27 protein-coding genes and 1 pseudogene are annotated in these 26,425 nt (G+C 73.6%); 13 read left to right on the top strand and 15 right to left on the bottom strand.

All coding sequences use genetic code 11. The features are described from left to right. The 6 genes from narI to CLV70_RS06000 form a co-directional block, all read right to left on the bottom strand. Positions 1-720 carry a respiratory nitrate reductase subunit gamma gene (gene narI / locus CLV70_RS06025; protein ID WP_106125349.1) on the bottom strand — a complete coding sequence of 240 codons (720 nt, stop codon included), beginning with the start codon at positions 718-720 and terminating at the stop codon, positions 1-3. After that, a complete protein-coding gene (gene narJ / locus CLV70_RS06020; protein WP_106125348.1) occupies positions 717-1,346 on the bottom strand; it encodes a nitrate reductase molybdenum cofactor assembly chaperone in 630 nt (209 codons plus the stop codon). Before narJ ends, narI begins: the two co-directional genes overlap by 4 nt. Further along, positions 1,343-3,013, bottom strand: coding sequence for a nitrate reductase subunit beta (gene narH, locus CLV70_RS06015; protein WP_106125347.1), 1,671 nt, complete (start codon positions 3,011-3,013; stop codon positions 1,343-1,345). The genes narJ and narH overlap by 4 nt, the downstream gene beginning before the upstream one ends. Then, positions 3,013-6,651, bottom strand: a complete 3,639-nt coding sequence (locus CLV70_RS06010; protein WP_245908088.1) for a nitrate reductase subunit alpha — start codon at positions 6,649-6,651, stop codon at positions 3,013-3,015. The genes narH and CLV70_RS06010 overlap by 1 nt, the downstream gene beginning before the upstream one ends. 150 nt (positions 6,652-6,801) lie before the next feature. After that, positions 6,802-7,266 carry a hemerythrin domain-containing protein gene (locus CLV70_RS06005; RefSeq protein WP_106125346.1) on the bottom strand — a complete coding sequence of 155 codons (465 nt, stop codon included), beginning with the start codon at positions 7,264-7,266 and terminating at the stop codon, positions 6,802-6,804. Continuing rightward, on the bottom strand, positions 7,259-8,473 hold the full coding sequence (locus CLV70_RS06000) for an MFS transporter (RefSeq protein ID WP_106125345.1): 1,215 nt from the start codon (positions 8,471-8,473) through the stop codon (positions 7,259-7,261). The genes CLV70_RS06005 and CLV70_RS06000 overlap by 8 nt, the downstream gene beginning before the upstream one ends. A 228-nt stretch (positions 8,474-8,701) precedes the next feature. On the opposite strand from CLV70_RS06000, the gene CLV70_RS05995 reads away from it, so the two are divergent. Both CLV70_RS05995 and CLV70_RS05990 read left to right on the top strand, forming a co-directional pair. Further along, positions 8,702-9,391: a helix-turn-helix transcriptional regulator gene (locus CLV70_RS05995; RefSeq protein WP_106125344.1), complete on the top strand. Its 690-nt coding sequence runs from the start codon at positions 8,702-8,704 to the stop codon at positions 9,389-9,391. Beyond that, positions 9,388-10,146, top strand: a complete 759-nt coding sequence (locus CLV70_RS05990) for a YwiC-like family protein (protein WP_245908048.1) — start codon at positions 9,388-9,390, stop codon at positions 10,144-10,146. The genes CLV70_RS05995 and CLV70_RS05990 overlap by 4 nt, the downstream gene beginning before the upstream one ends. Here CLV70_RS05990 and CLV70_RS40855 read toward each other — a convergent pair. Beyond that, positions 10,139-10,333 carry a hypothetical protein gene (locus CLV70_RS40855; RefSeq protein WP_245908091.1) on the bottom strand — a complete coding sequence of 65 codons (195 nt, stop codon included), beginning with the start codon at positions 10,331-10,333 and terminating at the stop codon, positions 10,139-10,141. The genes CLV70_RS05990 and CLV70_RS40855 overlap by 8 nt on opposite strands. A 76-nt stretch (positions 10,334-10,409) precedes the next feature. Then, positions 10,410-10,607 (bottom strand): annotated as a pseudogene (locus CLV70_RS40850) (MarR family transcriptional regulator); the annotation flags it as partial. Positions 10,608-10,791: 184 nt separating this feature from the next. On the opposite strand from CLV70_RS40850, the gene CLV70_RS05980 reads away from it, so the two are divergent. Both CLV70_RS05980 and CLV70_RS05975 read left to right on the top strand, forming a co-directional pair. Then, a complete protein-coding gene (locus tag CLV70_RS05980; RefSeq protein WP_146163972.1) occupies positions 10,792-11,187 on the top strand; it encodes a response regulator in 396 nt (131 codons plus the stop codon). Further along, positions 11,184-13,262 carry an ATP-binding protein gene (locus CLV70_RS05975; protein ID WP_106125342.1) on the top strand — a complete coding sequence of 693 codons (2,079 nt, stop codon included), beginning with the start codon at positions 11,184-11,186 and terminating at the stop codon, positions 13,260-13,262. Before CLV70_RS05980 ends, CLV70_RS05975 begins: the two co-directional genes overlap by 4 nt. 102 nt (positions 13,263-13,364) lie before the next feature. Here CLV70_RS05975 and CLV70_RS05970 read toward each other — a convergent pair whose 3' ends face one another. Beyond that, complete coding sequence (locus CLV70_RS05970; protein WP_106125341.1) at positions 13,365-13,721, bottom strand: RICIN domain-containing protein; 357 nt, start codon at positions 13,719-13,721, stop codon at positions 13,365-13,367. 230 nt (positions 13,722-13,951) lie between these two features. After that, positions 13,952-14,416, bottom strand: a complete 465-nt coding sequence (locus CLV70_RS05965) for a MarR family winged helix-turn-helix transcriptional regulator (protein ID WP_158277717.1) — start codon at positions 14,414-14,416, stop codon at positions 13,952-13,954. A gap of 90 nt (positions 14,417-14,506) precedes the next feature. On the opposite strand from CLV70_RS05965, the gene CLV70_RS38970 reads away from it, so the two are divergent. From CLV70_RS38970 to CLV70_RS05950, 4 genes are all read left to right on the top strand, one after another. Beyond that, complete coding sequence (locus CLV70_RS38970; protein ID WP_146163970.1) at positions 14,507-14,740, top strand: SDR family oxidoreductase; 234 nt, start codon at positions 14,507-14,509, stop codon at positions 14,738-14,740. A gap of 8 nt (positions 14,741-14,748) precedes the next feature. Next, positions 14,749-15,216: an MFS transporter gene (locus CLV70_RS40845; RefSeq protein WP_245908047.1), complete on the top strand. Its 468-nt coding sequence runs from the start codon at positions 14,749-14,751 to the stop codon at positions 15,214-15,216. A 298-nt stretch (positions 15,217-15,514) separates the two neighbouring features. Then, positions 15,515-15,922 (top strand): hypothetical protein, encoded by a 408-nt coding sequence (locus CLV70_RS40840; RefSeq protein WP_245908046.1) that lies wholly within the window; start codon positions 15,515-15,517, stop codon positions 15,920-15,922. Beyond that, positions 15,915-17,177, top strand: a complete 1,263-nt coding sequence (locus CLV70_RS05950; RefSeq protein WP_106125339.1) for an amidohydrolase family protein — start codon at positions 15,915-15,917, stop codon at positions 17,175-17,177. The genes CLV70_RS40840 and CLV70_RS05950 overlap by 8 nt, the downstream gene beginning before the upstream one ends. Before the next feature lie 10 nt (positions 17,178-17,187). Here CLV70_RS05950 and CLV70_RS05945 read toward each other — a convergent pair whose 3' ends face one another. Continuing rightward, positions 17,188-17,763, bottom strand: a complete 576-nt coding sequence (locus CLV70_RS05945) for a TetR/AcrR family transcriptional regulator (RefSeq protein ID WP_106125338.1) — start codon at positions 17,761-17,763, stop codon at positions 17,188-17,190. Positions 17,764-17,851: 88 nt separating this feature from the next. Between CLV70_RS05945 and CLV70_RS05940 the strand changes: the two genes are divergently transcribed. Then, positions 17,852-19,252 carry an FAD-dependent monooxygenase gene (locus tag CLV70_RS05940; protein WP_106125337.1) on the top strand — a complete coding sequence of 467 codons (1,401 nt, stop codon included), beginning with the start codon at positions 17,852-17,854 and terminating at the stop codon, positions 19,250-19,252. Between the two features lie 4 nt (positions 19,253-19,256). Here the strand turns inward: CLV70_RS05940 and CLV70_RS40315 are convergent, their stop codons facing one another. Next, entirely contained in the window at positions 19,257-20,216 is a 960-nt protein-coding gene (locus CLV70_RS40315) for an SDR family NAD(P)-dependent oxidoreductase (RefSeq protein WP_245908087.1), read from the bottom strand. Between CLV70_RS40315 and CLV70_RS40835 the strand changes: the two genes are divergently transcribed. After that, on the top strand, positions 20,097-20,744 hold the full coding sequence (locus tag CLV70_RS40835; RefSeq protein WP_245908086.1) for a LysR substrate-binding domain-containing protein: 648 nt from the start codon (positions 20,097-20,099) through the stop codon (positions 20,742-20,744). The genes CLV70_RS40315 and CLV70_RS40835 overlap by 120 nt on opposite strands. Before the next feature lie 12 nt (positions 20,745-20,756). On the opposite strand, the gene CLV70_RS39600 is transcribed toward CLV70_RS40835, so the two are convergent. Together CLV70_RS39600 and CLV70_RS05920 are read right to left on the bottom strand one after the other, a co-directional pair. Continuing rightward, positions 20,757-21,113 carry a hypothetical protein gene (locus CLV70_RS39600; protein ID WP_158277716.1) on the bottom strand — a complete coding sequence of 119 codons (357 nt, stop codon included), beginning with the start codon at positions 21,111-21,113 and terminating at the stop codon, positions 20,757-20,759. Beyond that, complete coding sequence (locus CLV70_RS05920; RefSeq protein WP_106125336.1) at positions 21,113-21,631, bottom strand: SigE family RNA polymerase sigma factor; 519 nt, start codon at positions 21,629-21,631, stop codon at positions 21,113-21,115. The genes CLV70_RS39600 and CLV70_RS05920 overlap by 1 nt, the downstream gene beginning before the upstream one ends. Positions 21,632-21,756: 125 nt before the next feature. On the opposite strand from CLV70_RS05920, the gene CLV70_RS05915 reads away from it, so the two are divergent. Together CLV70_RS05915 and CLV70_RS05910 are read left to right on the top strand one after the other, a co-directional pair. After that, the gene (locus CLV70_RS05915) at positions 21,757-23,400 is read left to right on the top strand and encodes a hypothetical protein (protein ID WP_146163969.1); all 1,644 of its coding nucleotides are present in this window, start codon (positions 21,757-21,759) and stop codon (positions 23,398-23,400) included. Next, on the top strand, positions 23,375-24,349 hold the full coding sequence (locus CLV70_RS05910) for a glycosyltransferase family 2 protein (protein WP_106125334.1): 975 nt from the start codon (positions 23,375-23,377) through the stop codon (positions 24,347-24,349). Before CLV70_RS05915 ends, CLV70_RS05910 begins: the two co-directional genes overlap by 26 nt. On the opposite strand, the gene CLV70_RS05905 is transcribed toward CLV70_RS05910, so the two are convergent. Next, positions 24,294-24,914 carry a TetR/AcrR family transcriptional regulator gene (locus CLV70_RS05905; protein ID WP_106125333.1) on the bottom strand — a complete coding sequence of 207 codons (621 nt, stop codon included), beginning with the start codon at positions 24,912-24,914 and terminating at the stop codon, positions 24,294-24,296. The two genes, CLV70_RS05910 and CLV70_RS05905, sit on opposite strands and share 56 nt — an antisense overlap. Positions 24,915-24,981: 67 nt before the next feature. Here CLV70_RS05905 and CLV70_RS05900 point away from each other — a divergent pair, with 67 nt between their 5' ends. Next, a complete protein-coding gene (locus tag CLV70_RS05900; protein WP_281260428.1) occupies positions 24,982-26,421 on the top strand; it encodes an MFS transporter in 1,440 nt (479 codons plus the stop codon). The last annotated feature ends 4 nt before the right edge of the window (positions 26,422-26,425 follow it).

Below are 26,425 nucleotides of genomic sequence, written 5' to 3'. Positions count from 1 at the left end.
TCACTGCACCCGCTCCCAGCCGCGGCGGGTGGCGCGGCTGCCCATCTGCTCGTCCCGGCTGCGGTAGACGATGTACGGCCGCGTCAGGTAGCCCAGCGGCGCCGAGAACACGTGCACGAGCCGGCTGAACGGCCAGAAGGCGAACAGCAGCCACGCGGACAGCGCGTGCAGGCGGAAGCCGATCGGGGCCTGCAGGATCAGGTCCGTACGCGGGTCCAGGGTGAAGATCGAGCGGAACCACGGCGAGACGGTGAGCCGGTAGTCGTGCGGGTGATCGGTGAGGTTGCCCAGCACGGTGGTGCCCAGGCCGAGCAGGATGGTGCCGATCAGCAGCACGTACATGATCTTGTCGTTGCGGGTCGTGGCCGAGAAGACCGGTCCGACGGTACGGCGGCGGTAGACGAGGATCGCCGCGCCGGCGAGCGTGCAGAAGCCGGCCAGGGTGCCCAGCCCCACCGCCACCACGTGGTACGCGTCCTCGCTGACCCCGGCCGCGTCCGTCCACGACTCCGGCACCAGCAGCCCGCCGACGTGCCCGAGCGCCACCAGCAGGATGCCGAAGTGGAACAGCGGGCTGCCGATGCGCAGCAGCCGGCGCTCGTACAGCTGGGACGAGCGGGTGGTCCAGCCGAACTTGTCGTAGCGGTAGCGCCAGACGTGGCCGGCGACGAAGACGGTCAGCGCGACGTACGGCACGACGACGAACAGCAGCACGTTCATCGGAGCGCTCCTTGGGGCTGGGGCATGTATTCCGGCGGGGCGAACGGGGCGAGGCCGACCTGTTCCTCGGGCGGCCCCTCGGCGGCGAGCCGCGCGACGGCCGCGCGCTCGTCCCCGCCGAGCGGCGGCAGGGTGGCCGAGATCGAGTCGAGCACGGCGGCCCACGGCGAGCCGGCGTCGCGCAGGGCCAGGCGCAGCAGTTCGAGGCCGGCCCGGTGCCGCTGGAGCAGGGCCCGGCCGCTGTCCGGCCGGGACGCGGCGAACTCGAGCACGACGGCCAGGTGGTCCGGCAGCTCGTCGTCGCCGAGGTGCAGCCCCTCGGCGGCGTACGTCTGCTTGAGCGAGAGCAGGGCCATGCCGCGCTTGCGGGTGTCGCCGTGGGCGTAGTACGTCAGGAAGAGGCAGCACCGCTTGCGATGGTCGAACGTGGCGACGTAGTCGGTGGCCAGCTCGCCCGGCGGCGTCGCCCGTACGTGGTCGAGGAAGCGCAGCAGCGGGGCGCCCACCGCGGGCTCCAGCGCGGCGGCCACCTCGGTCAGCAGGTCCAGCCGCCCGTACAGCTGGTCGCCGGGGTAGTCCAGCAGCAGCGACTGCGCCTGCCAGGCGCGGGGGTCGGCGACGGTCACGGCTTGTCCTCCCCGTCCTCGCGGCGCGGCGGGAACAGGCCCTCGGGGCGGCCCTTGCCGTCCCAGTTGAGCAGGTTCACCCGCCGGGCCTTGTCGCCCGGATCGACGATGGTGTCGGTGGTCTGCCGGTCGCGCAGCATGTGGAAGTTCTCCACGGCGATCGGCGTGGGCGTGCCGGACATCTCGCCGAACGGCCCGGAGCCGCCCATGCCGGGGCCGCCCTCGTAGTCGAGGCTGCACTCGGTGGCCAGTTCCTCGAGGCTGTGCGCCTGCTCGGCGTGCGCCGGCGGGATGACGTAGCGCTCGTCGTACTTGGCCAGGGCCAGCAGCCGGTACATGTCGTAGATCTGCTCACCGGACATGCCGACCGCCGCCGGGATGGTCTCGTCGGCGTCGCGGCCCATGTTCAGGTCCCGCATGTACGAGCGCATCGCCGCGAGCCGCCGCAGCACCGCGTCGACCGGGGCCGGATCGCCGGCGGTGAACAGCTGGGCGAGATAGTCGACCGGGATGCGCAGGGCCTCGATCGCCGCGAACAGGTTGCCCCGGTCCTCGGCGTCGTAGCCGGTGTCGCGGACCACGTCGACGACCGGCGACAGCGGCGGGATGTACCAGACCATCGGCATGGTGCGGTACTCCGGGTGCAGCGGCAGCGCGACCTTGAACGTGTTGATCAGGGCGTACACCGGGGAGCGCTGGGCGGCCTCGATCCAGTCGCGCGGGATGCCGGCCTGCTCCGCCGCGGCGATGACCGCGGGATCGTTCGGGTCGAGGAACACCTGGCGCTGTGCCTCGTACAGGTCGTGGTCGTCCTTCGTGGACGCCGCGTCGAGGACCTTGTCGGCGTCGTACAGCATCAGGCCGATGTAGCGCAGCCGGCCGACGCAGGTCTCCGAGCAGACGGTCGGGATGCCCACCTCGATCCGGGGGAAGCAGAACGTGCACTTCTCGGCCTTGCCGGTGCGGTGGTTGAAGTAGACCTTCTTGTACGGGCACCCGGAGACGCACATCCGCCAGCCCCGGCACCGGTCCTGGTCGACCAGCACGATGCCGTCCTCGGCGCGCTTGTAGATCGCCCCGGACGGGCACGACGCGGCGCAGGACGGGTTGAGGCAGTGCTCGCAGATCCGCGGCAGGTAGAACATGAAGGTCTGCTCGAACTCGAACTTCACCTTGTCGGCGATGCCCTTGAGCAGCACGTCCTTGTCGCCGTGGTCGGGCGACCCACCGAGGTTGTCGTCCCAGTTCGCCGACCAGGTGACCGCCATGTCCTTGCCGGAGAGCAGGGACTTCGGCCGCGCCACGGGCGTGTGCTCCTGCAGCGGCGCGTTGGTCAGCGTCTCGTAGTCGTACGTCCAGGGCTCGTAGTAGTCCTGGATCGCCGGCAGCTTCGGGTTGGAGAAGATGGTCAGCAGCTTGCGGAAGCGGCCGCCGCCCTTGAGCGTCAGCCGGCCGCGGCGGTTCAGCGTCCAGCCGCCGCGCCACGTCTCCTGGTCCTCGTAGCGGCGCGGGTAGCCCTGGCCGGGCCGGGTCTCGACGTTGTTGAACCACACGTACTCGACGCCGGTGCGGTTGGTCCACGCCTGCTTGCAGGTGACCGAGCAGGTGTGGCACCCGATGCACTTGTCGAGGTTCATCACCATCGCCATCTGGGCCATGACGCGCATCAGTACTGCACCTCCTGGGAGCGGCGGCGGATGACGGTGACCTCGTCGCGCTGGTTGCCGGTGGGGCCTAGGTAGTTGAAGGCGAAGGAGAGCTGGGCGTATCCGCCGATGAGGTGCGTCGGCTTGACGAGCAGCCGGGTCAGCGAGTTGTGGATGCCGCCGCGCCGGCCGTTGGTCTCCGTACGCGGCACGTCGATCAGCCGGTCCTGCGCGTGGTGCATGTAGACGGTGCCCTCGGGCATGCGGTGCGACACGATCGCGCGGGCCACGACGACGCCGTTGCGGTTGACCGCCTCGATCCAGTCGTTGTCGTGGACGCCGATCTTCGCCGCGTCCTCCTTGGACATCCAGATGTTCTGCCCGCCGCGGGACAGCGAGAGCATGAACAGGTTGTCCTGGTACTCGGAGTGGATCGACCATTTGTTGTGCGGCGTCAGGTACCGCACGGTGATCCCGAGCTCCCCCTGCTCCCCCACCCGCGGCTCGCCGAAGAGGGCGTGCATGTTCAGCGGCGGCCGGTACACCGGCATCCACTCGCCCAGCTCGGCCATCCAGTCGTGGTCGAGGTAGAAGCTCTGCCGCCCGGTCAGCGTGTGCCACGGCTTGAGCCGCTCGACGTTGATGACGAACGGCGAGTAGCGGCGCCCGCCGGACTCCGAACCGGACCACTCCGGCGAGGTGATCACCGGCGTCGGCCGGGACTGGGTGTCGGCGAACGTGATCTGCTTGCCCTCGTGCTCGGCGGACAGGTCGGCCAGGCGTACCCCGGTGCGCTTCTCCATGGTCCTGAAGCCCTGGGTGGCCAGGTGACCGTTGGTGGTGCCGGAGAGCGCGAGGATCGCCTCGCAGGCCTGCACGTCGCGGGCGATCGACGGCCGGCCGTCGGCGGCGCCGCCGCGGACGGTGCCGTTCTTGTGCCGCAGGTATTCCAGCTCGCGGCCGACCTCGAAGGTGACGCCCTTGGTGGTGGCGCCGAGGGTGTCCAGCAGCGGCCCGAGCGCGCCCATCTTGTCGGCGATCGCCGCGTAGTCGCGTTCCACCGTCACCAGCTTCGGCATGGTCCGGCCCGGCTCCGGCGCGCACTCGCCGGCCTTCCAGTCCAGGACGCGCCCGTGCGGGTTGGCCAGCTCGTCCGGGGTGTCGTGCAGCAGCGGCGCCGCCACCACGTCCGTGCGCGTGCCGAGGTGGGTGGCGGCGAGCGCGCTGAACGTCTTGGCGATGCTCATGAACGCGTCCCAGTCCGTGCGGGTCTGCCACGGCGGGGCGATGGCCGGGTTGAACGAGTGCACGAACGGGTGCATGTCGGTGGTGTTGAGGTCGTGCTTCTCGTACCAGGTGGCGGCCGGCAGCACCACGTCGGAGTAGATCGTGGTGGAGGTCATCCGGAAGTCGAGGGTGAGCAGCAGGTCGAGCTTGCCGGTGGGGGCCTCGTCGCGCCACACCACGTCCTTCGGGCGCGCCTCCGGCGGTGCCTCCTCGGCGCGGACGGCGTGGTCGGTGCCGAGCAGGTGCCGCAGGAAATACTCGTTGCCCTTGGCGGACGAGCCGAGCAGGTTGGCCCGCCACACGGTCAGCACGCGCGGGAAGTTCTCCGGCGCGTCCGGATCCTCGCAGGCGAAGCGGAGGTCGCCGCCGGTGAGCCGCTCGACGATGTGCTCGGCCACCGGCCGGCCCGCCGCGCCGGCCTCGTCGGCCAGGTCGAGCGGGTTGCGGTTGAACGTGGGGAACGACGGCATCCAGCCCATCCGGGCCGACGCGGCGATCAGGTCCGCGGTGCTGCGCCCGGCGAACGTACCGCCCTCCTTGCCGGCGGCCAGCGTGGCGGCCGAGAACGGGTCGTAGCGGTACTGGTCGGTGTGCAGGTACCAGTACGCGGTCTGGATCATCTGCCGGCCGGGGCGGGACCAGTCCGACGCCGTGCCCAGCACCGAGTAGCCGGTGATCGGGCGGACCTTCTCCTGGCCGACGTAGTGCGCCCAGCCGCCGCCGTTGACGCCCTGGCAGCCGGTGATCGTGGTCAGGGTCAGGAACGACCGGTAGATCGTGTCGGAGTGGAACCAGTGGTTGGTGCCGGCGCCCATCAGGATCATGGACCGGCCCTTCGACTCCTCCGCGTTCGCGGCGAACTCGCGGGCGATGCGGGCGGCGGCCGGCCCCGGCACGCCGGTGATCGTCTCCTGCCATGCCGGGGTGTACGGCTGGGTGGCGTCGTCGTAGCCGGTCGGCCAGTCGCCGGGCAGGCCCGGGCGGCCCACGCCGTACTGGGCGAGCAGCAGGTCGTGGACGGTCGTGACGAGGCGGCCGGCGACGCGGCGCACGGGCACCCCGCGGCGCATCGGCTCGGCGGCACCGGAGGCGGTGTCGAAGCGGGGCAGCACCACGGTCACCGCGGGCTCGTCCCCGCCGGCCGCGGACAGCAGCGGGTCCACGTCGCCGAGGTCGAGGTTCCACTTGCCGACGCCGCTGTCGCCGTACCGGAAGCCCAGGGAGCCGTTGGGCACGACCGGCGTGCCGGCCGCATCCAGCAGGACCGTCTTGAAGGCCGCGTGCTCCTCCTCGCGCCCGAGGTCGGCGGCGGTGAGCAGCTTGCCCGGCCGGTACCCGCCCTCGCCGTCCTCCTCGAGCCCGACCAGGAACGGCAGGTCGGTGAAGCGCTTGACGTAGCCGGTGAAGTACGGCACCGGCCGGTCGACGAAGAACTCCTTGAGCACGACGTGCCCCATGGCCATGGCCAGCGCGCCGTCGGTGCCCGGCGCGGGGGCGAGCCACTCGTCGGCGAACTTGACGTTGTCGGCGTAGTCCGGGGCCACCGCGATGACCTTCTGTCCGCGGTAGCGCGCCTCGGCCATCCAGTGCGCGTCCGGGGTACGGGTGACCGGCAGGTTGGAGCCCCACATGATCAGGTAGCCGGCGTCCCACCAGTCCCCCGACTCGGGCACGTCGGTCTGGTCGCCGAACACCTGCGGGGAGGCGACGGGCAGGTCGGCGTACCAGTCGTAGAACGACAGCATCGCCCCGCCGACGAGGTTGTAGAAGCGGGCGCCGGCCGCGTGCGAGACCATCGACATCGCGGGGATCGGCGAGAAGCCGGCCAGCCGGTCGGGGCCGAACTCCTTGATGGTGTGCACGTGCGCGGCGGCGATCAGCTCGGTCGCCTCGTCCCAGGTGGCGCGCACCAGGCCGCCCTTGCCGCGTACGGACTTGTAGCGGCGCGCCTTCTCCGGGTCCGACACGATGTCGGCCCAGGCGGCGACGGGATCGCCGAGGCGCTTCTTCGCCTCCCGGTACATCTCCAGCAGCACGCCGCGCACGTACGGGTACCGCACGCGGGTCGGCGAGTACGTGTACCAGGAGAAGGCCGCGCCGCGGGGACAGCCGCGGGGCTCGTACTCCGGGCGGTCGGGGCCGACGCTGGGGTAGTCGGTCTGCTGCGCCTCCCAGGTGATGATGCCGTCCTTGACGTACACCTTCCACGAGCAGGAGCCGGTGCAGTTCACCCCGTGCGTCGAGCGGACCACCTTGTCGTGCGACCAGCGGTCCCGGTAGAACGTGTCGGCCTGCCGCCCGCCGATCTGATGCAGGGTGCGGTGGTCGGCCGATACCTCCCCGCGGGTGAAGAAGCGCCGCGTCCCGACCAGCGCATCGCTCAGCGGGTCGTCCAGTCTGCTCACGGAAGGTCCCTTCCTCGCCGTACCGGCAGCGGGCCGAGGGGTGGCCCGGAGATCATCACATTAGCCATGACGATGCGAAATCCAAGCGTTTGCACCGTGCAATCTTTCGCGTCGGCCTCACATCGGGACGCGGACGCCGACCCGGGCCCGGACCGCGTCCACGACGTCCCAGTCCGCCCCGCCCAGGGTGGTCAGGGCGGCCGGGAAGACGCCGTCCTGCTCCTTGAGGATGTGCTCGCGCAGCAGTTCCATCGCGTCCATCAGCGCGGCGGGCCAGCCGGGGTCGGCGGGGGTCCCGTCCTGCGCCGCGGCCAGCACGGCCTCGACCCTGCGGTGCTCGTCGCGCAGCACCGCCACGTGATCCGGGAAGTCGTCGGTGAGCAGGGGGAACAGGCCCTCCTCCTCCACCGCCGTGTGCGGCTCGAGGACCGTGGCGATCCGCCGGGCGAGGCCGGCCAGCGCCGGGGCGTCGCCGGCGGCAAAGGCCGTGCGCACCTCGGCGATCAGGGCCACCACGGCGTCGTGCTCGCGGGTGAGGTCGGCGATGGCGGTGACGTCCTGGCAGCCGCAGTACTCACACATGGGCGGCCGTGCCGGTGCGGGCGGTGGTGCGGGCGACGGAGAGCAGGTCCAGCGCGAGGGCGGCGGCGGCGACGACCGCGAGCAGGATCAGGCCCAGCGCGTACGAGTCCAGCGCGCCGTAGATGGCGCCCATGACCAGGGGCGGGACGAAGCCGCCCAGCCCGCCGGCCGCGCCGACCACCCCGGTGACCGAGCCGACCTGGTTCGCCGGTGCGCCGAGCGCGACCAGGGCGAACGTCGCGCCGCTGCCGGCGCCGAGCGCCGCCGCCATGGACAGGAAGGCGATCGTGCCCAGCGGCATGAGGCCGGGCGTCAGGGACTGGAGCAGCGCGCCGGCGACGACCACCAGCAGCGACACGGCCAGGACGCGGGCCGGGGAGAAGCGGTCGGACAGCCAGCCGCCCACCGGCCGCATCACGACCGCGAGCAGGACGAAACCGGCCATCCGGTTGGCGGCGTCGGCCTGGGTGAGCCCGTACGCCGTCTTCAGGTACGCCGGCAGGTACACCGAGAACGCCACGTAACCGCCGAACGCGACGGCGTAGAGGGCCGACGCCTGCCAGGTGATGCGCAGCCGCAGGGTGGCGGCGAGCCGGGTGGACAGCGGCGCCGAGGGCACCTGGCGGCCCGGGGCGTCGCGCAGCACCAGGGCGGCGACGGCGGCGTATACGGCGAGCACCACGGCGGTGAGCACGAAGGGGGCGGCCGTACCGTTGGCGTTGACGAGCTTGACGGTGGTCAGCGCGCTGATCGCGGTGCCGCCCATGCCGGCGCCGAAGACGCCGACGGCCAGGCCCCGGCGCTCCGGCGGGAACCAGGCGTTGACGAACGGCACGCCCACCGCGAAGGCGGTGCCGCCGATGCCGAGGAAGAAGCCGCCGATGAGCAGCGCGGCCAGCGAGCCGTGCCCGGCGAGGCCCAGATAGAGCACCGGGACGATGGTGATCAGCGAGATCAGCGGGAACATGAACCGCCCGCCGAACCGGTCGGTGAGCGCGCCGACCGGGATCCGCCCGACGGAGCCGACCACCACCGGCACCGCGACGAGCAGCGCCTGCTGGAACGAGGTGAGCTGCAGGGCCGTGGTGAACTTGACGGCCAGCGGGCTCAGCAGCGCCCAGGCCCAGAAGTTGACGGCGAAGCCGATCGTCGCCAGGGCCAGCATCAGGTACGCCTTGCCGCCGGTCCGGTCCGGAGCTGTGCTCATGTCGTCTCCACTGTCTCGTCGCCGGTGGTCGGCCGGCCCGATTCCCGTCGCCCAGCGTGCCGTCACGAAAACCGGCGTGACAGGGACTTAGGTCCTGTACGGACGGGACGCTTCCCCTCCAGCGGTGGCTCCTGATGGGCAGAATATCCGGATCGAACGCGGTTTATTCGGGTTTCGGGCGGGCACCGGCTTTTTTTGACGCCGGGAAGCGTTATAACGTAGGTAACCATGGAAACCCCGAGGACCGGGCCGAGCGGCGAGGCCATCGACACCCATCGGCACCGGGCGCTCGGCTCCGCCAGCCGGGCGACGATCCTGCGGCTGGTGCGCGCCGAGGCCGGCGGGCTGACCGCCGCCGACGTCGCCACCCGCACCGGGCAGCACCTGTCCACCACCCGCGCGCACATGGACCGCCTCGTCGAGTCCGGCCTGCTGGTCAAGGCGCGGGCCAGCGGCGGGCGCCCCGGCCGGCCCGCGTGGCGCTACCGGTCGACGACCACGGATCCCGCGCCGGCGCCGTACCGGGCGCTGGCCGCGGCGCTGCTGGAGCATCTGACCCGGGCGGGCGGCGACGTGCGGCACGAGGCCGGGCGCGCCGGACGGGACTGGGGACGGCAGCTCGCGGCGGCGACGCCCGGCGGCACGCCCGCCGACACGGTCGTCACGGTGCTGGACGGGCTGGGCTTCACCCCCCGGCCGCAACCGCCGGCGGACGGCCGCCCCACCGAGATCCACCTGCGCACCTGCCCGTTCCTGGACCTGGTCGGGCGCGACCCGGACGCGATGTGCGGGCTGCACGCCGGCGTCATCCGCGGCATCCTCGACCAGCGCGGCGCCCCCTCCGACGGCACGGTGCTGGAACCCTTCGGCGCCCCGGACGCCTGCGTCGTGCGCCTGCCGGCCGAGGCCGTCCGGTGACCGCCACCGCCGCCGCCCGGCCACCGCGCCCCTCCGCCCGGCGGCGCGCCGTGCGGCGGTTCGTCCCGCCCCAGCACGGCGCCTGGGCGATGCTGCTGCTCCCCTGGCTCACCGGGGTGCTGGTCGCCGGGTTCCGCTGGCCGCACGCGCCGCTGCTGGGGGCGTGGCTCGCCGGCTACCTGGCGTCCTACTACGCCCTCCAGGCGGTCAAGACGCGGCGGCTGCGGCGGTTCCGGGCGCCGCTGCTCGCGTACGCGCCGGTCGCGGCGGTTCTCGGCGCGGTGGTCGTGGCGGCCCGTCCCGGGGTGCTCGCCTACGCCCCCGCCTACGCGCTGCTGCTCGCGGTGAACGTGGCGTACGCCTGGCGCCGCCGCGAGCGCGCCCTGGCCAACGACCTGGCCTCGGTGGCACAGAGCTGCCTGATGGTGCTGGTCGCCGCCACCGTGGCCGGGGAGCCGCCGGCCACGGTGGGCGTGGCGTTCACCGCCGTCCTGCTCTACTTCGCGGGCACCGTGCTCTACGTCAAGACGATGATCCGGGAACGGGGCAGTGCCGCGTACCGGAGGGCCTCGGTGGCGTACCACCTCGTCGCCGCCGCCGTCGCGGCCTGGCTGAGCGTGCCGCTGGGTGTCGTCTTCGCCCTGCTGCTGGCCCGCGCCTGGCTGCTGCCGCGACGCCGGCTCGCCCCGGTGCGGGTGGGCCTGATCGAGATCGCCGGCTGCCTGGCCGTGCTGGGCGCGATCCTGCTCAGCTGACGCCGGCCTCCTCGTCCACGTCGTCGCGGTGCGCGGCCCAGCCGAGCCACCAGTCCTGCTCGCCGACCTCACCGGCGGCCGCGGCGAAGGCGGCGAGCGCGTCGGTGACCGCGGGCTGCCACAGCTCGGCGGTGGCGGCGACGATCCGTTCGAGGTCGGCGCGGCGGCGCGTGATGACCTGCTCCACGATCTGCCGGCCGGCCCGGGGTGAGGCGCACGCGCACCACCCGGCGGTCCTGCGTGGAACGCACCCGGCGCACCAGGCCCTTGCGCAGCAACCGGTCCAGCATGCGGGTGCCGGTGGACGGGTTGACCTGTAGCTCCTCGGCGATGTCGATGCTGCGCTGGGGACCCCGGACGGCCAGCACCACGAGGGTACGGAACTGGGGCAGCGTGATGTCGCCCTCCACGGCCGCCAGCGACCGGACGGTGAGCCCGACGAACGCCCGGCTCGCCAGCATCAGCGCCTGCACGGCGGGCCCGGCCGGTGGGGATGACATCCGATCATCTTCGCACCCGCGCCGGGGCCCGGCCGCCGCAACCGCCGTGCCGGCGTACCCCGCTCCCTTCCCGGCCGAAACCCGGGCGCGCTAAGCGCCCGGCCGCCCGCTGCCGATAGGGATTCCGGGGAGGGAGGTGGAGCCGATGGCACGGTTGCTGGTGGTCGACGACGAACCGGACATCTGCGCCCTGATAGCGCGCCACCTGGTACGCGCGGGACACGAGGTCATCTGCGCGCACGACGGTCCCACCGCGCTCGCCGAGGTCGCCCTGCACGGGCCGCCCGACGCCGCGGTGCTCGACATCGACATGCCCGGCGTGAACGGGTTCGAGCTGCTGGAGCGGTTGCGCGCCACGCTGCCCGGGCTGCCGGCGCTGTTCCTGACCGTGCTCTGGAACGCCGACGTGCTCGCCCGGGCCGCCCGCCACCACGCCGGGTACGTCCCGAAGCCCTTCACCCCCGCGGCATTGCATGACGCCCTGCACGACGTGCTCACCCGGGACAGCGGCACGCCCCGGCGTCCCGGGACGGCGCGATGACCCTGGGCACCTCCCTGCGGCGCACCGCGGCCTTCGCCCTGCTCTACATGGTCGCCACCTGGCTCGGGCGCCAGACCCTGATGGACGGCAACAACCTGAGCCTGGTGTGGCCGGCCGCGGGCGTCAGCGCCGTGTGGTTCCTCGCCCAGCGCCGCTCGCGCTACCGCGCGCTGGACGCCCTGGCGCTGGCCGCGGTGACGCTGACCGTCAACGTGGCCACCGGCGCCTCGGCGGTGCTGGCGGCGATGTTCGTGGTGGCGAACCTGGCCCAGGCGAGCCTGTTCGCGTACCTGTTCCGCCGCTGGCTGCCGCACCTGTGGGGCGGCGGAGGCGACCAGCCCCTGTCCCGGGTGGCCGAGCTGTGGCACCTGATCGCCTCGGCGTTCCTGGCCACCGCGGCCGGCGCGCTGATCGGGCCCACCGCCGGCTGGCTCGTGAACGGCTTCTACTCGTGGACCGCCACCGCGGTGTGGATGACCCGCAACACCGTGAGCATCCTGCTGATCGGCGCGGTGGGGCTGCGGCTCGGGTACGCGCTGCACCGCCTGCACGCCGACAGCCGGCGCGACCCGCGTGCCCTGCTGCGCGACCGGACCTCCGCGCTCACCGGCCGGCGCCTGCTGGAGTACGCCGCCGTGGTGGCGATGTCCGTGGTCACGTACACGGTCGCCTTCGGCATCGACCACGGGCTGCCGCTCGCCTTCCCGCTGCTGACCATGACGGTGTGGGCCGGCCTGCGACTGCACACCGGCTTCGTGGTCCTGCACGATCTGGCCTTCGGCGCCGCCGCCGTGCTGTTCACGCTGCACGGCGACGGCCCGTTCGCGCACATCGGCGACAGCGCGGTACGCGCCCTCATCGCCCAGGCGTTCGTCGGGATGGTCGCCGTCGTCGGCCTCGCGCTGGCGCTCAGCCGCGACGAACGGGACCGGCTGCTCGGCGACCTCCGCAGCTCGGAGCGGCTCGCCGGGGAGCAGGCGACGGTGCTGAGCACGATCGTCGACAGCATGGCCGAGGGTCTCGTGGTGATGGACGACCGCGGCGGGGTCATCCTGCGCAACTCGGCCGCCGCGCACCTCATGGGCGGGGCGGTCAGCGCCGACCGGCGGGTCGCCGGCACCTCCTTCTACGGCCTGTTCCACCCGGACGGCACCCCGCTGGCCGACGAGGAGATGCCGTTCCGGCAGGTCCTGCGCGACGGGGCGCCGTACAGCATGGACATGGTCGTGCGGAACCCGCACGTGCCCGACGGCCGGGTGCTGCACGTGACCGCCACGACGATCCCCCGGCCCATCGACGGCCGCCCCTGCACGGTCAGCATCTTCAGCGACGTGACCGCGGACCGCCGGCACCGCGACGAGCTGGCCACCTTCGCCGGCGTGGTGGCACACGACCTGCTCAACCCGCTCGCCACGGTCGAGGGCTGGTCGGACGCCGCGCTCACCGCGCTCGGCGAGGCACCGGAGCACCCGGCCACCGAGGACGCCCGGGACGGGCTGCGCCGGGTCCAGCGCGCCGGCGGGCGGATGCGGAACCTGATCAACGATCTGCTGGCGTACACGACGGCCCGCGACGCCGAACTCGCCGCCGTGGACCTGCCGCTGGGCCCGCTGGTCGCCGAGCTGACCGCCGCCCGCGTCGACCAGGCGGAGAGCGGCGGCGCGCCGGTGCCCCGGTTCCACGTCGACGACCTGCCCCCGGTGCACGCCGATCCGATCCTGGTCCGGCAGCTGCTCGACAACATCATCAGCAACGCGGTCAAGTACACCGCGCCCGGCGTCACCCCGGAACTGGAGATCGGCGCGGGCCTGACCGAGGCCGGGCTGGTGGAGATACGCGTACGGGACAACGGCATCGGCATCCCCGCGGGCCAGCACGGGCGGGTGTTCGACAGCTTCCACCGCGCCCACCGCACCGCCGGGTACGCCGGCACCGGGCTGGGGCTGGGCATCTGCCGCCGCATCGTGGAGCGGCACGGCGGCACGATCGGCGCCGAGCCCAATCCCGGCGGGCGCGGCACCTGCTTCGTCTTCACGCTGCCCGCGGCGGCCGTCCGGCAGCCCGCGCGGCTCTGACCCGGGCACCCTCCCGCTCCCGGGCCGACGCGGGTCCCGCGGTCGTCCCGCTCAGGACGCGCGCGGAGGCGCCGCCCCGCCGGAACGGGGCGACGCGGAGGATCAGAAGGTGATCCAGTGCTGGTCGGCCCAGCGCCTGCCCTGCTTCCAGTCGCAGGACGTGGCGACGGCCGCGGACTCGCCGGAGCCCCGGGCGGTCAGGCACAGCCCGGAATTGACGTTCTCGAACTGCTCGGTGCTGTCGCTGTTGAACCGCCACCGCCACAACTGGTCGTTCCATCCCCCGCACGTCGTCGCGACCGCCGCCGACTCGCCGGAGCCCCGGGCGGTCAGGCAGAGATTCAACAACGGGCTGTGGATCAGGTACGCGGAACCGACCGGCAGAAGCTGCCAGTACTGGTCCGGCCAGTACTGACCCGGCACGTAGTCGCACGTGGTCTGCACGGCCTGCATTCTCATGGCCTGCCCCCCATTGCGACTGTTCCGTCCGACGAGAGGGTCAGCGAGGATGCCGGAGAGCACGCTGGTGCGGTGACGCCCGATAAACCCCCGTGAACCGTCGTCCCCCGCAGACTAGGTCCGGCCGATGATCGTCCACAATGCGCGGACCCCGTCGGATCGAGGACAAGACCGGTCACCCCGGACCGGAGCATCGGCCCGCCGGACCTGCGGCACCCGGGGCCGCCGGGTCACGCCGGGTCGTCGGCCGGGGTGTACAGGTAGAGGCCCATGCTGTGCATGGTGTTCCGGAGGGTGTCGCGGAGGACGCGGTACTGCTCGTCGTCGAGGAAGGCCAGGGCGCGCTCCTCGGCCCTTCCCGTGGCGGCGTGGGCGCGGGCGAGCAGGGCGGCGCCCTCCGACGTGATCCGGACCTGCAGGATCCGCCCGTGGGTCGGGTGCGGCTCGCGGCGCACGAGGCCCCGGTCGAGCAGCCCGGCGATCGCGGCCGACATCGACTGGGCGGTGATCCCGTTGCGTTCCGCCATGGTCGCCGCCGAGAGCGCCTCGGGGTCGACGAGGCCGAGCTGAGCGAGCGCGCCGTACTGCGCGTGGGTGATCGAGAAGTCCCGGAGCGCCCGGTCGACGTCCTGCGCGAGCGCCGTGCTCACCCGGCGCATCAGGTACGTCAGCCGGTCCTCGAAGTTCTCCGCCATCGTGCCCTGCCTCGCCTGTCGCGTCCCCCGGAGTCCGGGTACCACGCTAGCCGACTTGCATGTTGTCAGTTGACTGATAAGGTGGCTGACATGTCTGCACATCGCACAGTTGTCGTCACCGGCGCCGCGGGCGGCATCGGTTCCGAGATCGTCGACCGGTTCCTGGCCGCGGGCGACACCGTCGTCGCCTCCGATCAGCGCTCGTTCCATCGCGACCAGACGCCCGCGGACCTGGTCGGGGCGATCCTCTTCCTGGCGTCCGACGGGGCCGGTTTCCTGACCGGCCAGACGCTCAACGTCGACGGCGGGCTGCACTTCCTATGAGGAAGTGGATGCCGCTGATCTCCGTCAGCCTGGGCACGTTCATGCTGCTGGTCGACACCACCGTCGTCCAGGTGGCCCTGCCGGGCATCGCGACGGACCTGGACGCCTCCCCCGTGTCGCTGCAGTGGATCGTCGACGGCTACGTGGTGGCGCTCGCCGCGTTGCTGCTCAGTGCGGGCGCGGTGGCCGACCGGCTCGGGCACCGGCGGACGTACGCCGGCGGCCTCGCGCTCTTCGCCGCGGCGTCGGCGCTCTGCGGCGCCGCTCCGGACGACGCCACCCTGGTCGTCTTCCGCATCCTGCAGGGGGTGGGCGCGGCGGCGCTGTTCGCGACCACGACCGCGCTGCTCAACTCCGCCTACCAGGGAACCGACCGCGGCAAGGCGTTCGGGCTCTGGGCGGCGGTCGCGAGCGCGGCGGCCGCGGTGGGACCGATCGTCGGCGGGGTGCTGGTCCAGGGGATCTCGCGGCGCTGATCGTCAACTTCGTCGCGTTCGCCCCGCTCACCTACACGTCGATCTGGCTGCAGGGCGTCGAGGGCGTCTCGCCCATCGGCGTCGGCCTGTCCACCCTTCCGCTGGCGGGGGCGGCGTTCCTGGTCTCCTGGCAGGCCGGCAGGTCGCTGCACCGCCTCCACCCGGGACGGGTCATCGCCGCCGGTCTCACCCTGGTCGCCGCGGGATCGTTCGCCGGCGCCGCCCTGCTGCACGGCGACGCGAGCTGGCCCGCCTCACGGCGGGCCTCGCCCTGACCGGCACCGGCACCGGGCTGGCCGTGCCGAGCCTCACCGCGGCGGCGATGGGCAGCGTGCCGCCCGACCGCGGCGGCATCGCCTCCGGCACGGTGAGCACGGCCCGGCAACTCGGCTTCGCGATCGGCATCGCCGTGCTCGCGACGGCCTTCAACGCCGGGGCGACGGCCTCGCTGGCGTCCGCGGGCGTACCGGACCCGGCCGCCGTCGCCGATGCCCTGTCCGCGGGCCGGGCCGCTCCGGGCCCGGCCGCGGTGCCGGCCGCGCTGCACGACGCCGCCCTGGCCGGCCTCGACCGCGTGTTCCTGCTGTCGGGAGCCCTGGCGGCGGCCGGGGCCCTGGCCGTGATCGTCCTCGTGCGCGCCGTCCGGGACAGCGCCACGCCACCCGCCACCGAATCCACCACCGGAATGAGGAAAGCCCATGCCTAGCCGGCCCGGCATCGATCCCGGCGTCCACCGGCTCGTCCGCGGGATCGCCGCCATCGACGACCACGCACACCCGGTCCCCCCGGAGTGGGAGGTGCCGCCGGACCCCGGAAACCCGATCTCCCCGTACGACCACCCGCGGCCGGTGCGGATGCGGCAGACCAATCCCGAGTACGCCGACGCCTGGCGTGCGCTGTGGGGCTACGAGCACGACGACCTGGAGGACGCCCACCTCGTCGAGCTCTTCGCCGCCAAGCAGCGGGTGCAGGCGGAGCGGGGAACCGGTTACGGCGCCTGGGTCCTCGACCGGATCAACATCGCGACGATGCTGGCGGTCGACCACTGCCCGCAGCCGTCCCTGCCCGCGCCCCGCTTCCGGTGGATCGCCTTCGCCGACTGGCTCATGTGGCCGGTCCCGGCCGTCGGCCAGGACGCCTTCACCCGTCAGTACCAGCCGCAGATCGACGCGGCCTGCAAGCGGGCGGGGCTGGACGGCCCGCCCGCGACGCTGGCGGAGTACGTGCACGGGGTGCTGGAACCCGAGCTCGAGGACCGCGGGGCCACCGGGGCGGTGGCGCTCAAGATCCACACGCCCTACTACCGCCCCATCGACTTCGCCGAGGTCACCGGGGAGGACGCGGCCGAGCTGTACCGCCGGGCGATGACCGGGGGCATCACCGGCGAGGAGCACCGGCACCTCGAGGACCACCTGTTCGCGGTGATCGCCCGCAAGGCGGCCGAGCTGTCCCTGCCGGTGCAGATGCACACCGGGCAGGGGCCCCGGCGGCACTTCCGCAACCAGGGCAGCGATCCGCTGCTGATGGAACCCGCCGTGGTGGCCGCTCCCGGCACCAGCTTCCTGATGCTGCACGCCGGCTGGCCGTTCGACAAGCAGGCCGTCGCCTCGCTGTCCCACGACAACGTCCACCTCAACATCTCCTGCGCGACCGTGCACCTGTACGGGCGCAACCTCGCCGGCATCATCCGGGACGCGCTGGAGTGGTTCCCGGAGAAGATCCTGTACGGCACCGACGCGTACAGCGACCTCGCGCTCGCCTACCTCTCCGGCGCCGAGCCCCGGTCCAACTTCCTGCAGGGCTGGGAGGAGAAGGCCTGGCTGCTGGACCGTACGGCGCGGGAGGCGCTCGCCATGGCGCTGACGGCGATGCGGGACGACCGGGTGATCGGCGCCGGCGACGTCGAGCGGCTGGCGACCATGGTGCTGCGGGACAACGCCACCCGCCTGTACCGGCTGTGAGCCGCCGGGCCTACTCCGGCCGGCCCGTGAGGTAGTGCTCGACGACCGGGGAGATCCAGGCCACGAGTTCCTCCGCGGTCATGGCCACCACGGCCGGCAGTTGCAGGACGTAGCGGGTCAGGGCCAGCCCCATCATCTGGGTCGCGAGCAGGCCGGTCCGCCGGGTGGCCAGCTCCGGGTCGGGCTCGATCGTGGCGACCACGGGCTCGATCTGCTGCGCGACGATCGTGCGGGCGCGCTCGGCCGCCGCCTGCTGGGTGGCGGCCAGGCGCAGCAGGGCGATCATCGTGTCGTCGCGCTCGCAGAGGTCGATGAGGTGCTGGACGAGCGCGGCGCTGCGGGCGCTGGTCGACAGCTGCGACACGTCCGGCATCTCCAGGCCGAACTCGGCCGCGGCGGCCAGCAGCTTCTCCTTGGAGCCGTAGTAGCGCATCACCATCGACGGGTCGATGCCGGCCTGGGCGGCGATCGCCCGGATCGTGGCCTTGGCGTATCCGTCGGCGGCGAACCGTTCGCGCGCCGCGGCCAGGATCGCCGCCCGGGTGCGATCGGAGCGGCGGGGCGGCACGTCGTGTTCCACGGTCATGCCCACGAGTGTAGGCCCACAGGTGTTGACGCGCTGCCCCGGGTCAACGAGTATTGGCAAACATTTGTTGGCATTGGAGGATCGAGCGATGGATACCGATGTGCTGATCGTCGGCGCGGGGCCCACCGGGCTCACCCTGGCCGGCGACCTGGCCCGCGCCGGCGTCCCCCACCTGGTGCTGGAGCGGCGCTCGGCCGAGCCCAACACCACCCGCGCGTTCGCCGTGCACGCCCGGACGCTGGAGCAGCTCGACGCGCGCGGCGTCGCCGACGAACTGGTCGCGACCGGGCGGCAGGTGCCCGGCATCCGGCTGTTCGGGGTGGCCGAGGTGCTGCTGACCGGCGTACCGAGCCGGTTCCCCTTCGTCCTGGTCACCCCGCAGTACGAGACCGAGCGGGTGCTGGCCGGCCGCGGCGTCGAGGTGACCCCCGGCGCCGCCGTGGCGTCGGTGGCGCAGGATGCCGACGGTGTCACGGCGACCCTGGAGGACGGCCGTACGCTGCGGGCCCGCTACCTGGTCGGCTGCGACGGCGTGCGCAGCGCGGTCCGCGGCTCGCTCGGCCTGCCCTTCCCCGGCAAGGCCGTGCTGCGCTCGATCATGCTGGCCGACGTGCGGCTCGCCCAGGAACCCGCGGAGACGCTCACGGTCAACTCCAGCGTCGGCGCCATGGCGTTCATCGCGCCGTTCGGCGACGGCTGGTACCGGATCTTCAGCTGGAACAGCAACGAGCGGCCCACCTCCGAGCCGGTCGAGTTCGACGAGGTGCGCGACACGGTCCGCCGGGCGTGCGGCACCGACTACGGCATGCACGACCCGCGCTGGATGTCCCGCTTCCACTCCGACGAGCGCCAGGCGCCGCGCTACCGGGTCGGCCGGGTCTTCCTGGCCGGCGACGCCGCGCACTGCCACTCGCCGGCCGGCGGGCAGGGCATGAACACCGGCATCCAGGACGCGGCGAATCTCGGCTGGAAGCTCGCCTCCGCGGTGCGGGGCCACGACGGGCTGCTGGACACGTACGAGGCGGAGCGGCACCCGATCGGCAAGGCGGCGCTGCGGGCCTCGGGCGCCCTGGTCCGCTCCGGCATCGCCCGCTCGGCGCCGCAACGGGCACTGCGCATGGCCGTGACCCGGCTCGCGCTCAGCGTGCCGGCGGTCCGCCGCAAGGGCGCGCTCATGGTGTCCGGGGTCGGCATCAGCTACGGCGACGGCGCGGACCGGGTGCCCGACAGCCCGCTGCCCGACGGGCGCCGCGTCTACCAGGCGCTGCGGGACGGCCGGTTCCTCCTGCTCGGCACGCCGCACCTCGACATCGGGGCGTGGTCCGAGCGGGTCACCCTCACCGGCGCGGCGCCGGCCGCCGACCGGATCACCCTGGTACGCCCGGACGCGTACACGGCGTGGTCGGGCGCCGCGTCCGACACCGAGGGACTGCGCGCCGCCCTCGCCCACTGGTGCGGGGGCCCGGCCCGGGCGTCGTCGGCGTCGTAGCGCCTCACGCGTCCGCGGCGTTGCGGGCACGGCGGCCGGGGCCGGAGATGCGGTCCATCATCGCGGCGGCGGCACGCCGGCTCACCAGCCTCGTCGTCAGCACGCCCAGCCGGTTCGAGAACCCGTCGACGACGACCGGACCGGGATCGCGGCGCTCGAGATGGGCCAGCGCCGTGGCGACGACCTGCGCGGGTTCGCGTACGGCGCCGGCGGCGAGCACGTCCGCGCCCGTACCCATGCCGGTCGTGAAGTCCGTGGCGGTGGCGCCGGGACACACGGCGAAGGCGGCGACGCCGGTCCCCCGCAGCTCCGTCCACAGCGACTCGCTGAAGCTCAGCACGAACGCCTTCGCGGCGCTGTAGACCGCCATCCTCGGCGACGGGAAGTAGGCCGAGGCGCCGGCGACGTTGATGACGAACCCGGTGCCGGCGCTCAGCATCCGCGGCAGGAACGCCGCGGTGAGCCGCACCGGCGCGGCGACGTCGACGGCGATCTCGGCGGCCAGGCGCCCGGGATCGGCCTCGGCGAACCGGCCGAAGGTGCCGAACCCGGCGTTGTTGATCAGGCCCGTGACGGTCATGCCCCGATCGGCGACGGCCTTGCGGAGGTCGTCGCCGGCGTCGGGTCCGGCGAGGTCGCAGGGGACGGCCTCGGCCCGGATCCCGTACGTCCGGCGCAACTGCTCCGCCGTCGCCGCCAACCGCCCGGCGCGCCGGGCGACCAGCACGAGGTCCGAGCCGCGCGCGGCCAGGGCCGTGGCGAAGGCGGCACCCGGGGCAGCAGGCTGACCGCCGCCGGCGAGGCCTTCCTGCCCCGCGCCCAGACCCTGCTGCACCACGCCGGCCTGGCCGTCCGCGCGGCCCGCGACGCCGCCCCGCCGGGCTCCGTCACCATCGGCTACGCCGAGGACCTGGTCATCACCCGGGCGGTCCGCGACCTGCGTCGGCGCCACCCGGACGCCCACGTCCGCACCCGCCACCTCGGCTGGCAGGACACCCGCGCGCTGCCCGACGGCCGGGTCGACGCGCTGGTCGCCCGGACGCCGCTGCCGGTGCCCGCCGGCAACCTCGACGTCACCGTCCTCTACGAGGAGCCCCGGGTGCTGGTCCTGCCGGCCTTTCACCGCCTGGCGGGCAAGGAGACCGTGACCCCCGGCGACTTCGCCGCCGAACCGATGGTGGCGTGCGCCGGCGCCCCCGCACCGTGGATCGGCTTCTGGCGCCTCGAGCCCGGCACGCGGCACCGCCCGGCCCCCGTGGCGCCGCTGGTCGCGGACGCGGTCGAGGACAAGCTCGACGCGGTGGCCGACGGCCGGGCGGTGGCCCTGCTCCCGGCCCGCGACCGCCGCCTGACCGGCCGGGACGACCTCGCCACCGTCGCGGTCGAGGGCATCGAGCCCTGCCACGTGGTGGTCGCCACCCGACGCGGCGACGACAACCCGCTCGTCGCGGGCTTCCGCGAGGCCGCGGGCACCCACCTGCGTCACCCGTGAGGGCCGGGCCGGCTACCCGGGCGGCGGGGTGCTGGAGGAGGTGGCCGGCGGGGAGACCGGTATCGAGCTGCCCGGCGGGCTGACCTCGGCGGTGGCCGAGCGGGAGACGTCCGGGGTGGCGGACGGCGCGGGCGTGGCCGGGGCCGAGGGTGTGCCGGCCGCGGGCGGGCCCGGATGTTGCGGCGTCCGGTTGCCGGCGGGCAGCAGGAACGGCAGCACGGCCAGGAGGACGGCCGCCACGGCGACCCCGGCCGCGGCCCGGGTACGGCGGCGGCGGGAGGCACCGCGCAGGGCGCGGTCCGCGAGCGGGGTCGGCACCGCGTCGGCCGAGATGTCGCGCAGGACCGAACGGAGCATGTCCTGGTCCATTACATCTCCTCCCTGAGCGCCGCGAGGTCCGGGACGAGGGACCTCAGTTTGGCCATGGATCGGTGGATGGTGCTGCGGACGGTGCCGACCGACCAGCCGAGCTGCGCGGCGATCTCCGCCTCAGGCAGGTCCTCGTAGTAGCGCAGCACCACGACGGCACGCTGCTTCGCGGTCAGCCGCCGCAGGCCGTCCTGGACCAGGAGCTTGGTGGCGATGCGCCCGCTACTGTCCCCGACCACGGCGTCCAGCTGCACCGCCCGCGGGTCGGTCGGCGTCTCCCGGCGGCCCAGGCGGACCCGCCAGCGGTCCACCTGGCGGTGGTACATGGCGCGGCGGACGTACGCCTCCAGGTCGAGGACGTCGATCGACCGCAGCCGCATGGCCAGCCCGGTGAGCGCGCCCTGCAGCAGATCCTCCGCGTCGTGCTGGTTGCCGGTGAGCAGGTAGGCGGTGCGCATCAGCGCCGGCGTCCGGGTCGCCACGAACTCCCGGAAATGCTGCTCCGCCGCGCTGTCCACTCGCCCTCCTCGTCCCCCAAGACGGAAGCGGCCCCGCCCGGCTATGCCGATCGTGATCTAGATCACTGCTGCCATAGCGGAGCGATCACCACTCGTCCTTGGCGTCCGACCGAGGAGGTTCGCACATGCCGAGACGGGTACGCCTGGAAGTGACCGCCGCGGGAGCCGGGGCGGCACTGCTGGCGATCGCGCTGACCTGGCCCACCCTGCGCCATCCGTGGACGACGATCCCGGGTGACCTGGGCGACCCCACGCTCCAGGCGTGGCAGGTGGCGTGGGCCGGGCACGCGCTGCTGACCGACCCGCTGAACTGGATCGACTCGAACACGTTCTACCCCGCGCCGTACACGCTCGCGTACAGCGACACCCTGCTCGGCTACGCGCCGGCCGGATGGTTCGGCCACGGCCCGCAGGCGGCCGTCCTGCGCTACAACCTGCTCTACGTCGCGGCCCACGCGCTGGCGGCGTTCGGGGCGTACGTCCTGGTCCGCCAGCTCGGCGCCCGTCCGGCGGCGGCCACGGTGGCCGCGGTCGCGTGGGCGTACGCGCCCTGGCGGCTCGCCCACAGCGGCCACCTGAACGTGCTCTCGACCGGCGGGATCGCGCTGTGCCTGGCGATGCTGGCGCGCGGGCACGGCTGGTCCCTGCGCCACGGCCACCGGCCCGACCGGCACAGCCCGTGGTGGGCGTTCGGCGGCTGGCTCGTCGCCGCCTGGCAGATCAGCCTCGGCTTCGGCATCGGCCTGCCGCTGGTCTACGTGCTGCTGGCCGGCTGCGCGGCGTACGCCTGGTTCCTCTGGCGTGGCCGGCGCCGCGGCCCGGACCGGCGGCTGCTGATCGCGGACCTGGCCGGCGCGGTGATCTTCGCGCTGACCTGCGCGTCGCTGGGCCGGCTCTTCCTGCGTGTCGTGGAGCTGAACCCGCAGGCCCGGCGGGACCTGGAGTGGACACGCATGTACTCGCCGCCGTTGCGCGGCTACTTCGTCCCGCCGGCGGACTCGTGGCTGTGGGGCGAGCACTTCACCGCGGCGCGCGACAAACTGTCGTGGCCCCCGGAGATGGCCCTGATGACCGGGGCGGCGCTCATGGTCCTCGGCGTGCTGGGGCTGTTCTGGTCGGTGTTCCCGGTGCGGCACCGGGTGCTGCTCGGCGCCGGCCTGCTGACCAGCGCCGCGCTCGGCCTGGGCAGCAACCTCGGCGCGGACGGCGAGCCCGGCTACCTCACCCTGTCGAAGATCCTGCCCGGGTGGGAGGCGCTGCGCACGCCCGGCCGGCTGATGATCTGGATCAGCCTCTTCCTCGCCGTGCTCGCCGCCGGGCTGCTCTCCAGGCCGGTCGGCCGGTGGCGCGCCCTGATCGCGATCCCGCTGGTGCTGGTGCTGGCCGAGGGCGTCAACCGGACGCCGCACCCGCGGGTACCGGACGCGCCCGCCGCGATGCGGGCCGCGCCGGAGCCGATGCTGGTGCTGCCCAGCGACGGGCTCGGTGAGCTGCACATCGCGCTGTGGAGCACCGACGGGTTCCCGCGGGTCGTCAACGGGCTCGCCTCGTTCGTCCCCGCCGGCCAGGAGGAGATCCGCCGGGGCGCCGAGTCGTTCCCCGATCCGGCCAGCGTCGCGCTGCTGCGGGCGTACGGGATCAGATCGGTCGTGGTGCTCCCGGACGAGCTGGGCGGGACGCCGTGGGAGGGCGTGCCGGACCGGCCGGCGGACGGGCTCGGCATCACCCGGGAGGAGGTCGGCGATGCCCTCGTCTACCGGCTCTCCTGACCCCGCGCCGCTGTCGATCGTGGTGCCCTGCTTCAACGAGGAGAACTCCCTCGTGCCGCTGCACGAGGCGCTGCGGGAGGCCGTCCCGGGCGTGCCGGTGGAGTTCGTCTTCGTCGACGACGGCAGCACCGACGGGACGCTGGAGGTGCTGCGGAAGCTGGCCGCCGAGGACCCGTCGGTGCGCTACACGTCGTTCAGCCGCAACTTCGGCAAGGAGGCGGCGATGCTGGCGGGCCTGCGCCGCGCGACCGGTGACGCGGTGGTCATCCTGGACGCGGACCTGCAGCATCCGCCGCGGCTGCTGCCCCGGATGCTCCAGCTGCACCGGCAGGGCTTCGACCAGGTCGTGGCCACCCGGGACCGGCGCGGCGAGGCGTTCCTGCGCCGGACCACGGCACGGCTCTTCTACCGTACGGTCAACCGCTGGATCGACGTGCGGCTGGACGACGGGGCCGGGGACTTCCGGCTGCTGTCCCGCCGGGCCGTCGACGCGATCCTGGCGCTGCCCGAGTACAACCGGTTCGCCAAGGGGCTGTTCTCGTGGATCGGCTTCTCCACCGTCGTGCTGCCGTACCCGAACGAGCGGCGGCGCACCGGCCGGAGCAGCTGGACCGCGGGCCGCCTGATCAACTACGCGTTCGACGGCCTGCTGTCGTTCAACGACAAACCCCTGCGGCTGGCCCTCTACGGCGGCCTGCTCGCGACCGTCTTCGCCCTCGGGTACGCCCTCTGGGTCGTCGCCCACGCCGTCGTCTCCGGGGTGGACGTGCCCGGCTACACCACGATCATCGTGGCGGTCATCGGGATGGGCGGCTTCCAGGCCGTCCTGCTCGGCATGATCGGCGAATACGTCGGCCGGATCTACCGCGAGTCGAAGCGGCGCCCGCATTTCCTCATCGGCGAGACGGACGAGGACGCGGCCCGGGTTCCGGCGCAGCGGCGCGGCTGACCACGGCCTCCCAGCCGGGGGTGATCAGGTCGAAGATCTCGTCGACCGCGGCCGCCGGGTCCTCCGCCTCGCGGGCCAGCGGGTAGACGCCGAGCACGTAGCGGGCGAAGGCCCGGCAGGCCGGGGACGGCTCCGCGAGGCCGAGGTCGGCGGCGATCGCGCCGGCCAGGGCGTCCTCGTGCCGCAGCCACATGGTCGACGCGTACTCGCGCAGCGCCGGGGAGCTGTCGACGAGCTCCCAGAAGGGCGCGGTGCCCGGCCGGGCGAAGTCGCGCACGGTGACGTGGAGCTGGTGCCGCAGCGCCTGCGGCACGGACCGGCCCGGCTCGCGGTCGGTGACCGCCCGGACGAGCCACTCCTCGCGCTTGCCGTCCTCGTCGAAGACGAGCGCCTCCTTCGACGGGAAGTGCGCGAACAGCGTCGTGATCGCCACGTCCGCGGCCGCGGCGATCTCCCGGATGCCCACGGCGTCGTAGCCGCGCTCCAGGAACATCCGCAGGGCCGTGTCGGCGATGGCCCGGCGGGTGGCGGCCTTCTTGCGTTCGCGTCGTCCCGGCTCGGTCACGCCCCCAGCGTAGCAGAGAAACCCTAACCGTTGCGAAACACTAACCGTTAGCCCTATCGTTGCCGGCGTGGACAACGACGAGAAGCACGGGCCGCGGTCGCTGCGAGCCGCGTGGGTGGCGCTGACCGGGCTGTCCGCGGTGTTCCTGGTCGAGATGCTGGACAACTCGATCCTGAACGTCGCGCTGCCCACGATCGGGCGCGAGCTGCACGCGTCGACCGTCGCTCTGCAATGGGTGACGGGCGCGTACGCGGTCGTCTTCGGCGGCCTGATGCTGCTCTGCGGCGCCCTCGCCGACCGGTACGGCCGCCGCCGCGTCATGCTCGCCGGCCTGGCGCTGCTGGGCCTCGCGAGCCTGGCGACCGCGTTCGTCACCACCGCCGAGCAGCTGATCGCGGTGCGGGCGCTGATGGGGGTCGCCGCGGCGATGACCACCCCGGGCTCGCTGGCCCTGGCGTTCCGGCTGTTCGACGACGACGGCCTGCGCGTCCGCGCCACCACCCTGATCTCGACCGTCGGCCTGGTCGGGCTGGCCGTCGGACCGCCGGTGGGCGGCTTCGTGCTCGCCGTCGCGCCGTGGCAGACCCTGCTGCTGATCAACGTGCCGATCGCGGCGCTCGCGACGGCCGGCGTCCGGTTCGGCATCGCCGCGGACGGGCCGGCGGAGCTGCACCGCGACCCGATGGACCTGCCCGGCGCGGCGCTGGGCACCGCCGCCATCGTGCTCGCCCTGGTCGCGCCGGCCCTCTTCGTCGGCGAGGGCGCCCGGTCGTGGGCGCCGTGGGCCACCACCGCGGCGGCGCTGGCCGGCGCGGCCCTGTTCGCCGTCCGCGAGCGTACGGCCCGTCACCCGCTGCTCGACCTGGCGCTGGTGGCCCGGCCGCTGGTCTCCGCGGGGCTGGCGTACAAGGCGGCGGCCGGGCTGGCGACCGCGGGCCTCGGTTACCTGGTCACGCTCCAGCTGCAGCTCGACTGGGGGTGGCCGCCGGCCCTCGCCGCCCTCGGGATGCTGCCGCAGGTCATCGTCCTGGTCGCGGGCGGAGCGTTCATCGGGCCGCTCGTGCGCCGCGCCGGCCTCGGCCGGGCCGCCGGGCTCAGCGCGGCCGCGGTCGTCGCCGGGCTCGCGGTCTACGGGTCCCTGGGCCGCTTCGGGTACGTCTGGGTCGCCCTCGCCCTCGTGCTCGTGGCGGCCGGGATGCGCGTGGTCGGCGTCGTCGCCGGCGTCACCGTGCTGCGCGGCCTGCCCGAGAACCGCACCACGATCGGCGCGGCCCTCGCCGACACCGCCACCGAGGTCACCTCCGGCGCGGGCATCGCGGTGACCGGCACGATCCTGGCCGCGCTGGTCACCGGCACCGTCGCGACGTCGCACTGGAGCGCCCGGCAGAGCGCGGAGTTCGAGCGGGCGGTCACCGTCTCCGGGCTCACGCTGACCGTCGTCGCCGCGGCGCTGGTGGGGTGGGCGATGCTGCGTACCCGGGGCGCCGCCGGGCAGGACGCGGCGTAGCGCG

This window comes from Pseudosporangium ferrugineum (assembly GCF_003002065.1).
In the GTDB taxonomy this organism is placed as follows: Bacteria; Actinomycetota; Actinomycetes; order Mycobacteriales; family Micromonosporaceae; genus Actinoplanes; species Actinoplanes ferrugineus_A.
The sequence above is the reverse complement of the archived record's forward strand: the minus strand, read 5'-3'. Positions and strand labels throughout refer to the sequence as shown.

Coding starts and splice junctions, on each gene's coding strand:
- narI (WP_106125349.1), bottom strand. CDS start 720: ATGAACGTGCTGCTGTTCGTCGTCGTGCCGTACGTCGCGCTGACCGTC.
- narH (WP_106125347.1), bottom strand. CDS start 3,013: ATGCGCGTCATGGCCCAGATGGCGATGGTGATGAACCTCGACAAGTGC.
- CLV70_RS06005 (WP_106125346.1), bottom strand. CDS start 7,266: ATGTGTGAGTACTGCGGCTGCCAGGACGTCACCGCCATCGCCGACCTC.
- CLV70_RS06000 (WP_106125345.1), bottom strand. CDS start 8,473: ATGAGCACAGCTCCGGACCGGACCGGCGGCAAGGCGTACCTGATGCTG.
- CLV70_RS05995 (WP_106125344.1), top strand. CDS start 8,702: ATGGAAACCCCGAGGACCGGGCCGAGCGGCGAGGCCATCGACACCCAT.
- CLV70_RS05980 (WP_146163972.1), top strand. CDS start 10,792: ATGGCACGGTTGCTGGTGGTCGACGACGAACCGGACATCTGCGCCCTG.
- CLV70_RS05975 (WP_106125342.1), top strand. CDS start 11,184: ATGACCCTGGGCACCTCCCTGCGGCGCACCGCGGCCTTCGCCCTGCTC.
- CLV70_RS05970 (WP_106125341.1), bottom strand. CDS start 13,721: ATGAGAATGCAGGCCGTGCAGACCACGTGCGACTACGTGCCGGGTCAG.
- CLV70_RS05965 (WP_158277717.1), bottom strand. CDS start 14,416: ATGGCGGAGAACTTCGAGGACCGGCTGACGTACCTGATGCGCCGGGTG.
- CLV70_RS38970 (WP_146163970.1), top strand. CDS start 14,507: ATGTCTGCACATCGCACAGTTGTCGTCACCGGCGCCGCGGGCGGCATC.
- CLV70_RS40845 (WP_245908047.1), top strand. CDS start 14,749: ATGCCGCTGATCTCCGTCAGCCTGGGCACGTTCATGCTGCTGGTCGAC.
- CLV70_RS05950 (WP_106125339.1), top strand. CDS start 15,915: ATGCCTAGCCGGCCCGGCATCGATCCCGGCGTCCACCGGCTCGTCCGC.
- CLV70_RS05945 (WP_106125338.1), bottom strand. CDS start 17,763: ATGACCGTGGAACACGACGTGCCGCCCCGCCGCTCCGATCGCACCCGG.
- CLV70_RS05940 (WP_106125337.1), top strand. CDS start 17,852: ATGGATACCGATGTGCTGATCGTCGGCGCGGGGCCCACCGGGCTCACC.
- CLV70_RS39600 (WP_158277716.1), bottom strand. CDS start 21,113: ATGGACCAGGACATGCTCCGTTCGGTCCTGCGCGACATCTCGGCCGAC.
- CLV70_RS05915 (WP_146163969.1), top strand. CDS start 21,757: ATGCCGAGACGGGTACGCCTGGAAGTGACCGCCGCGGGAGCCGGGGCG.
- CLV70_RS05910 (WP_106125334.1), top strand. CDS start 23,375: ATGCCCTCGTCTACCGGCTCTCCTGACCCCGCGCCGCTGTCGATCGTG.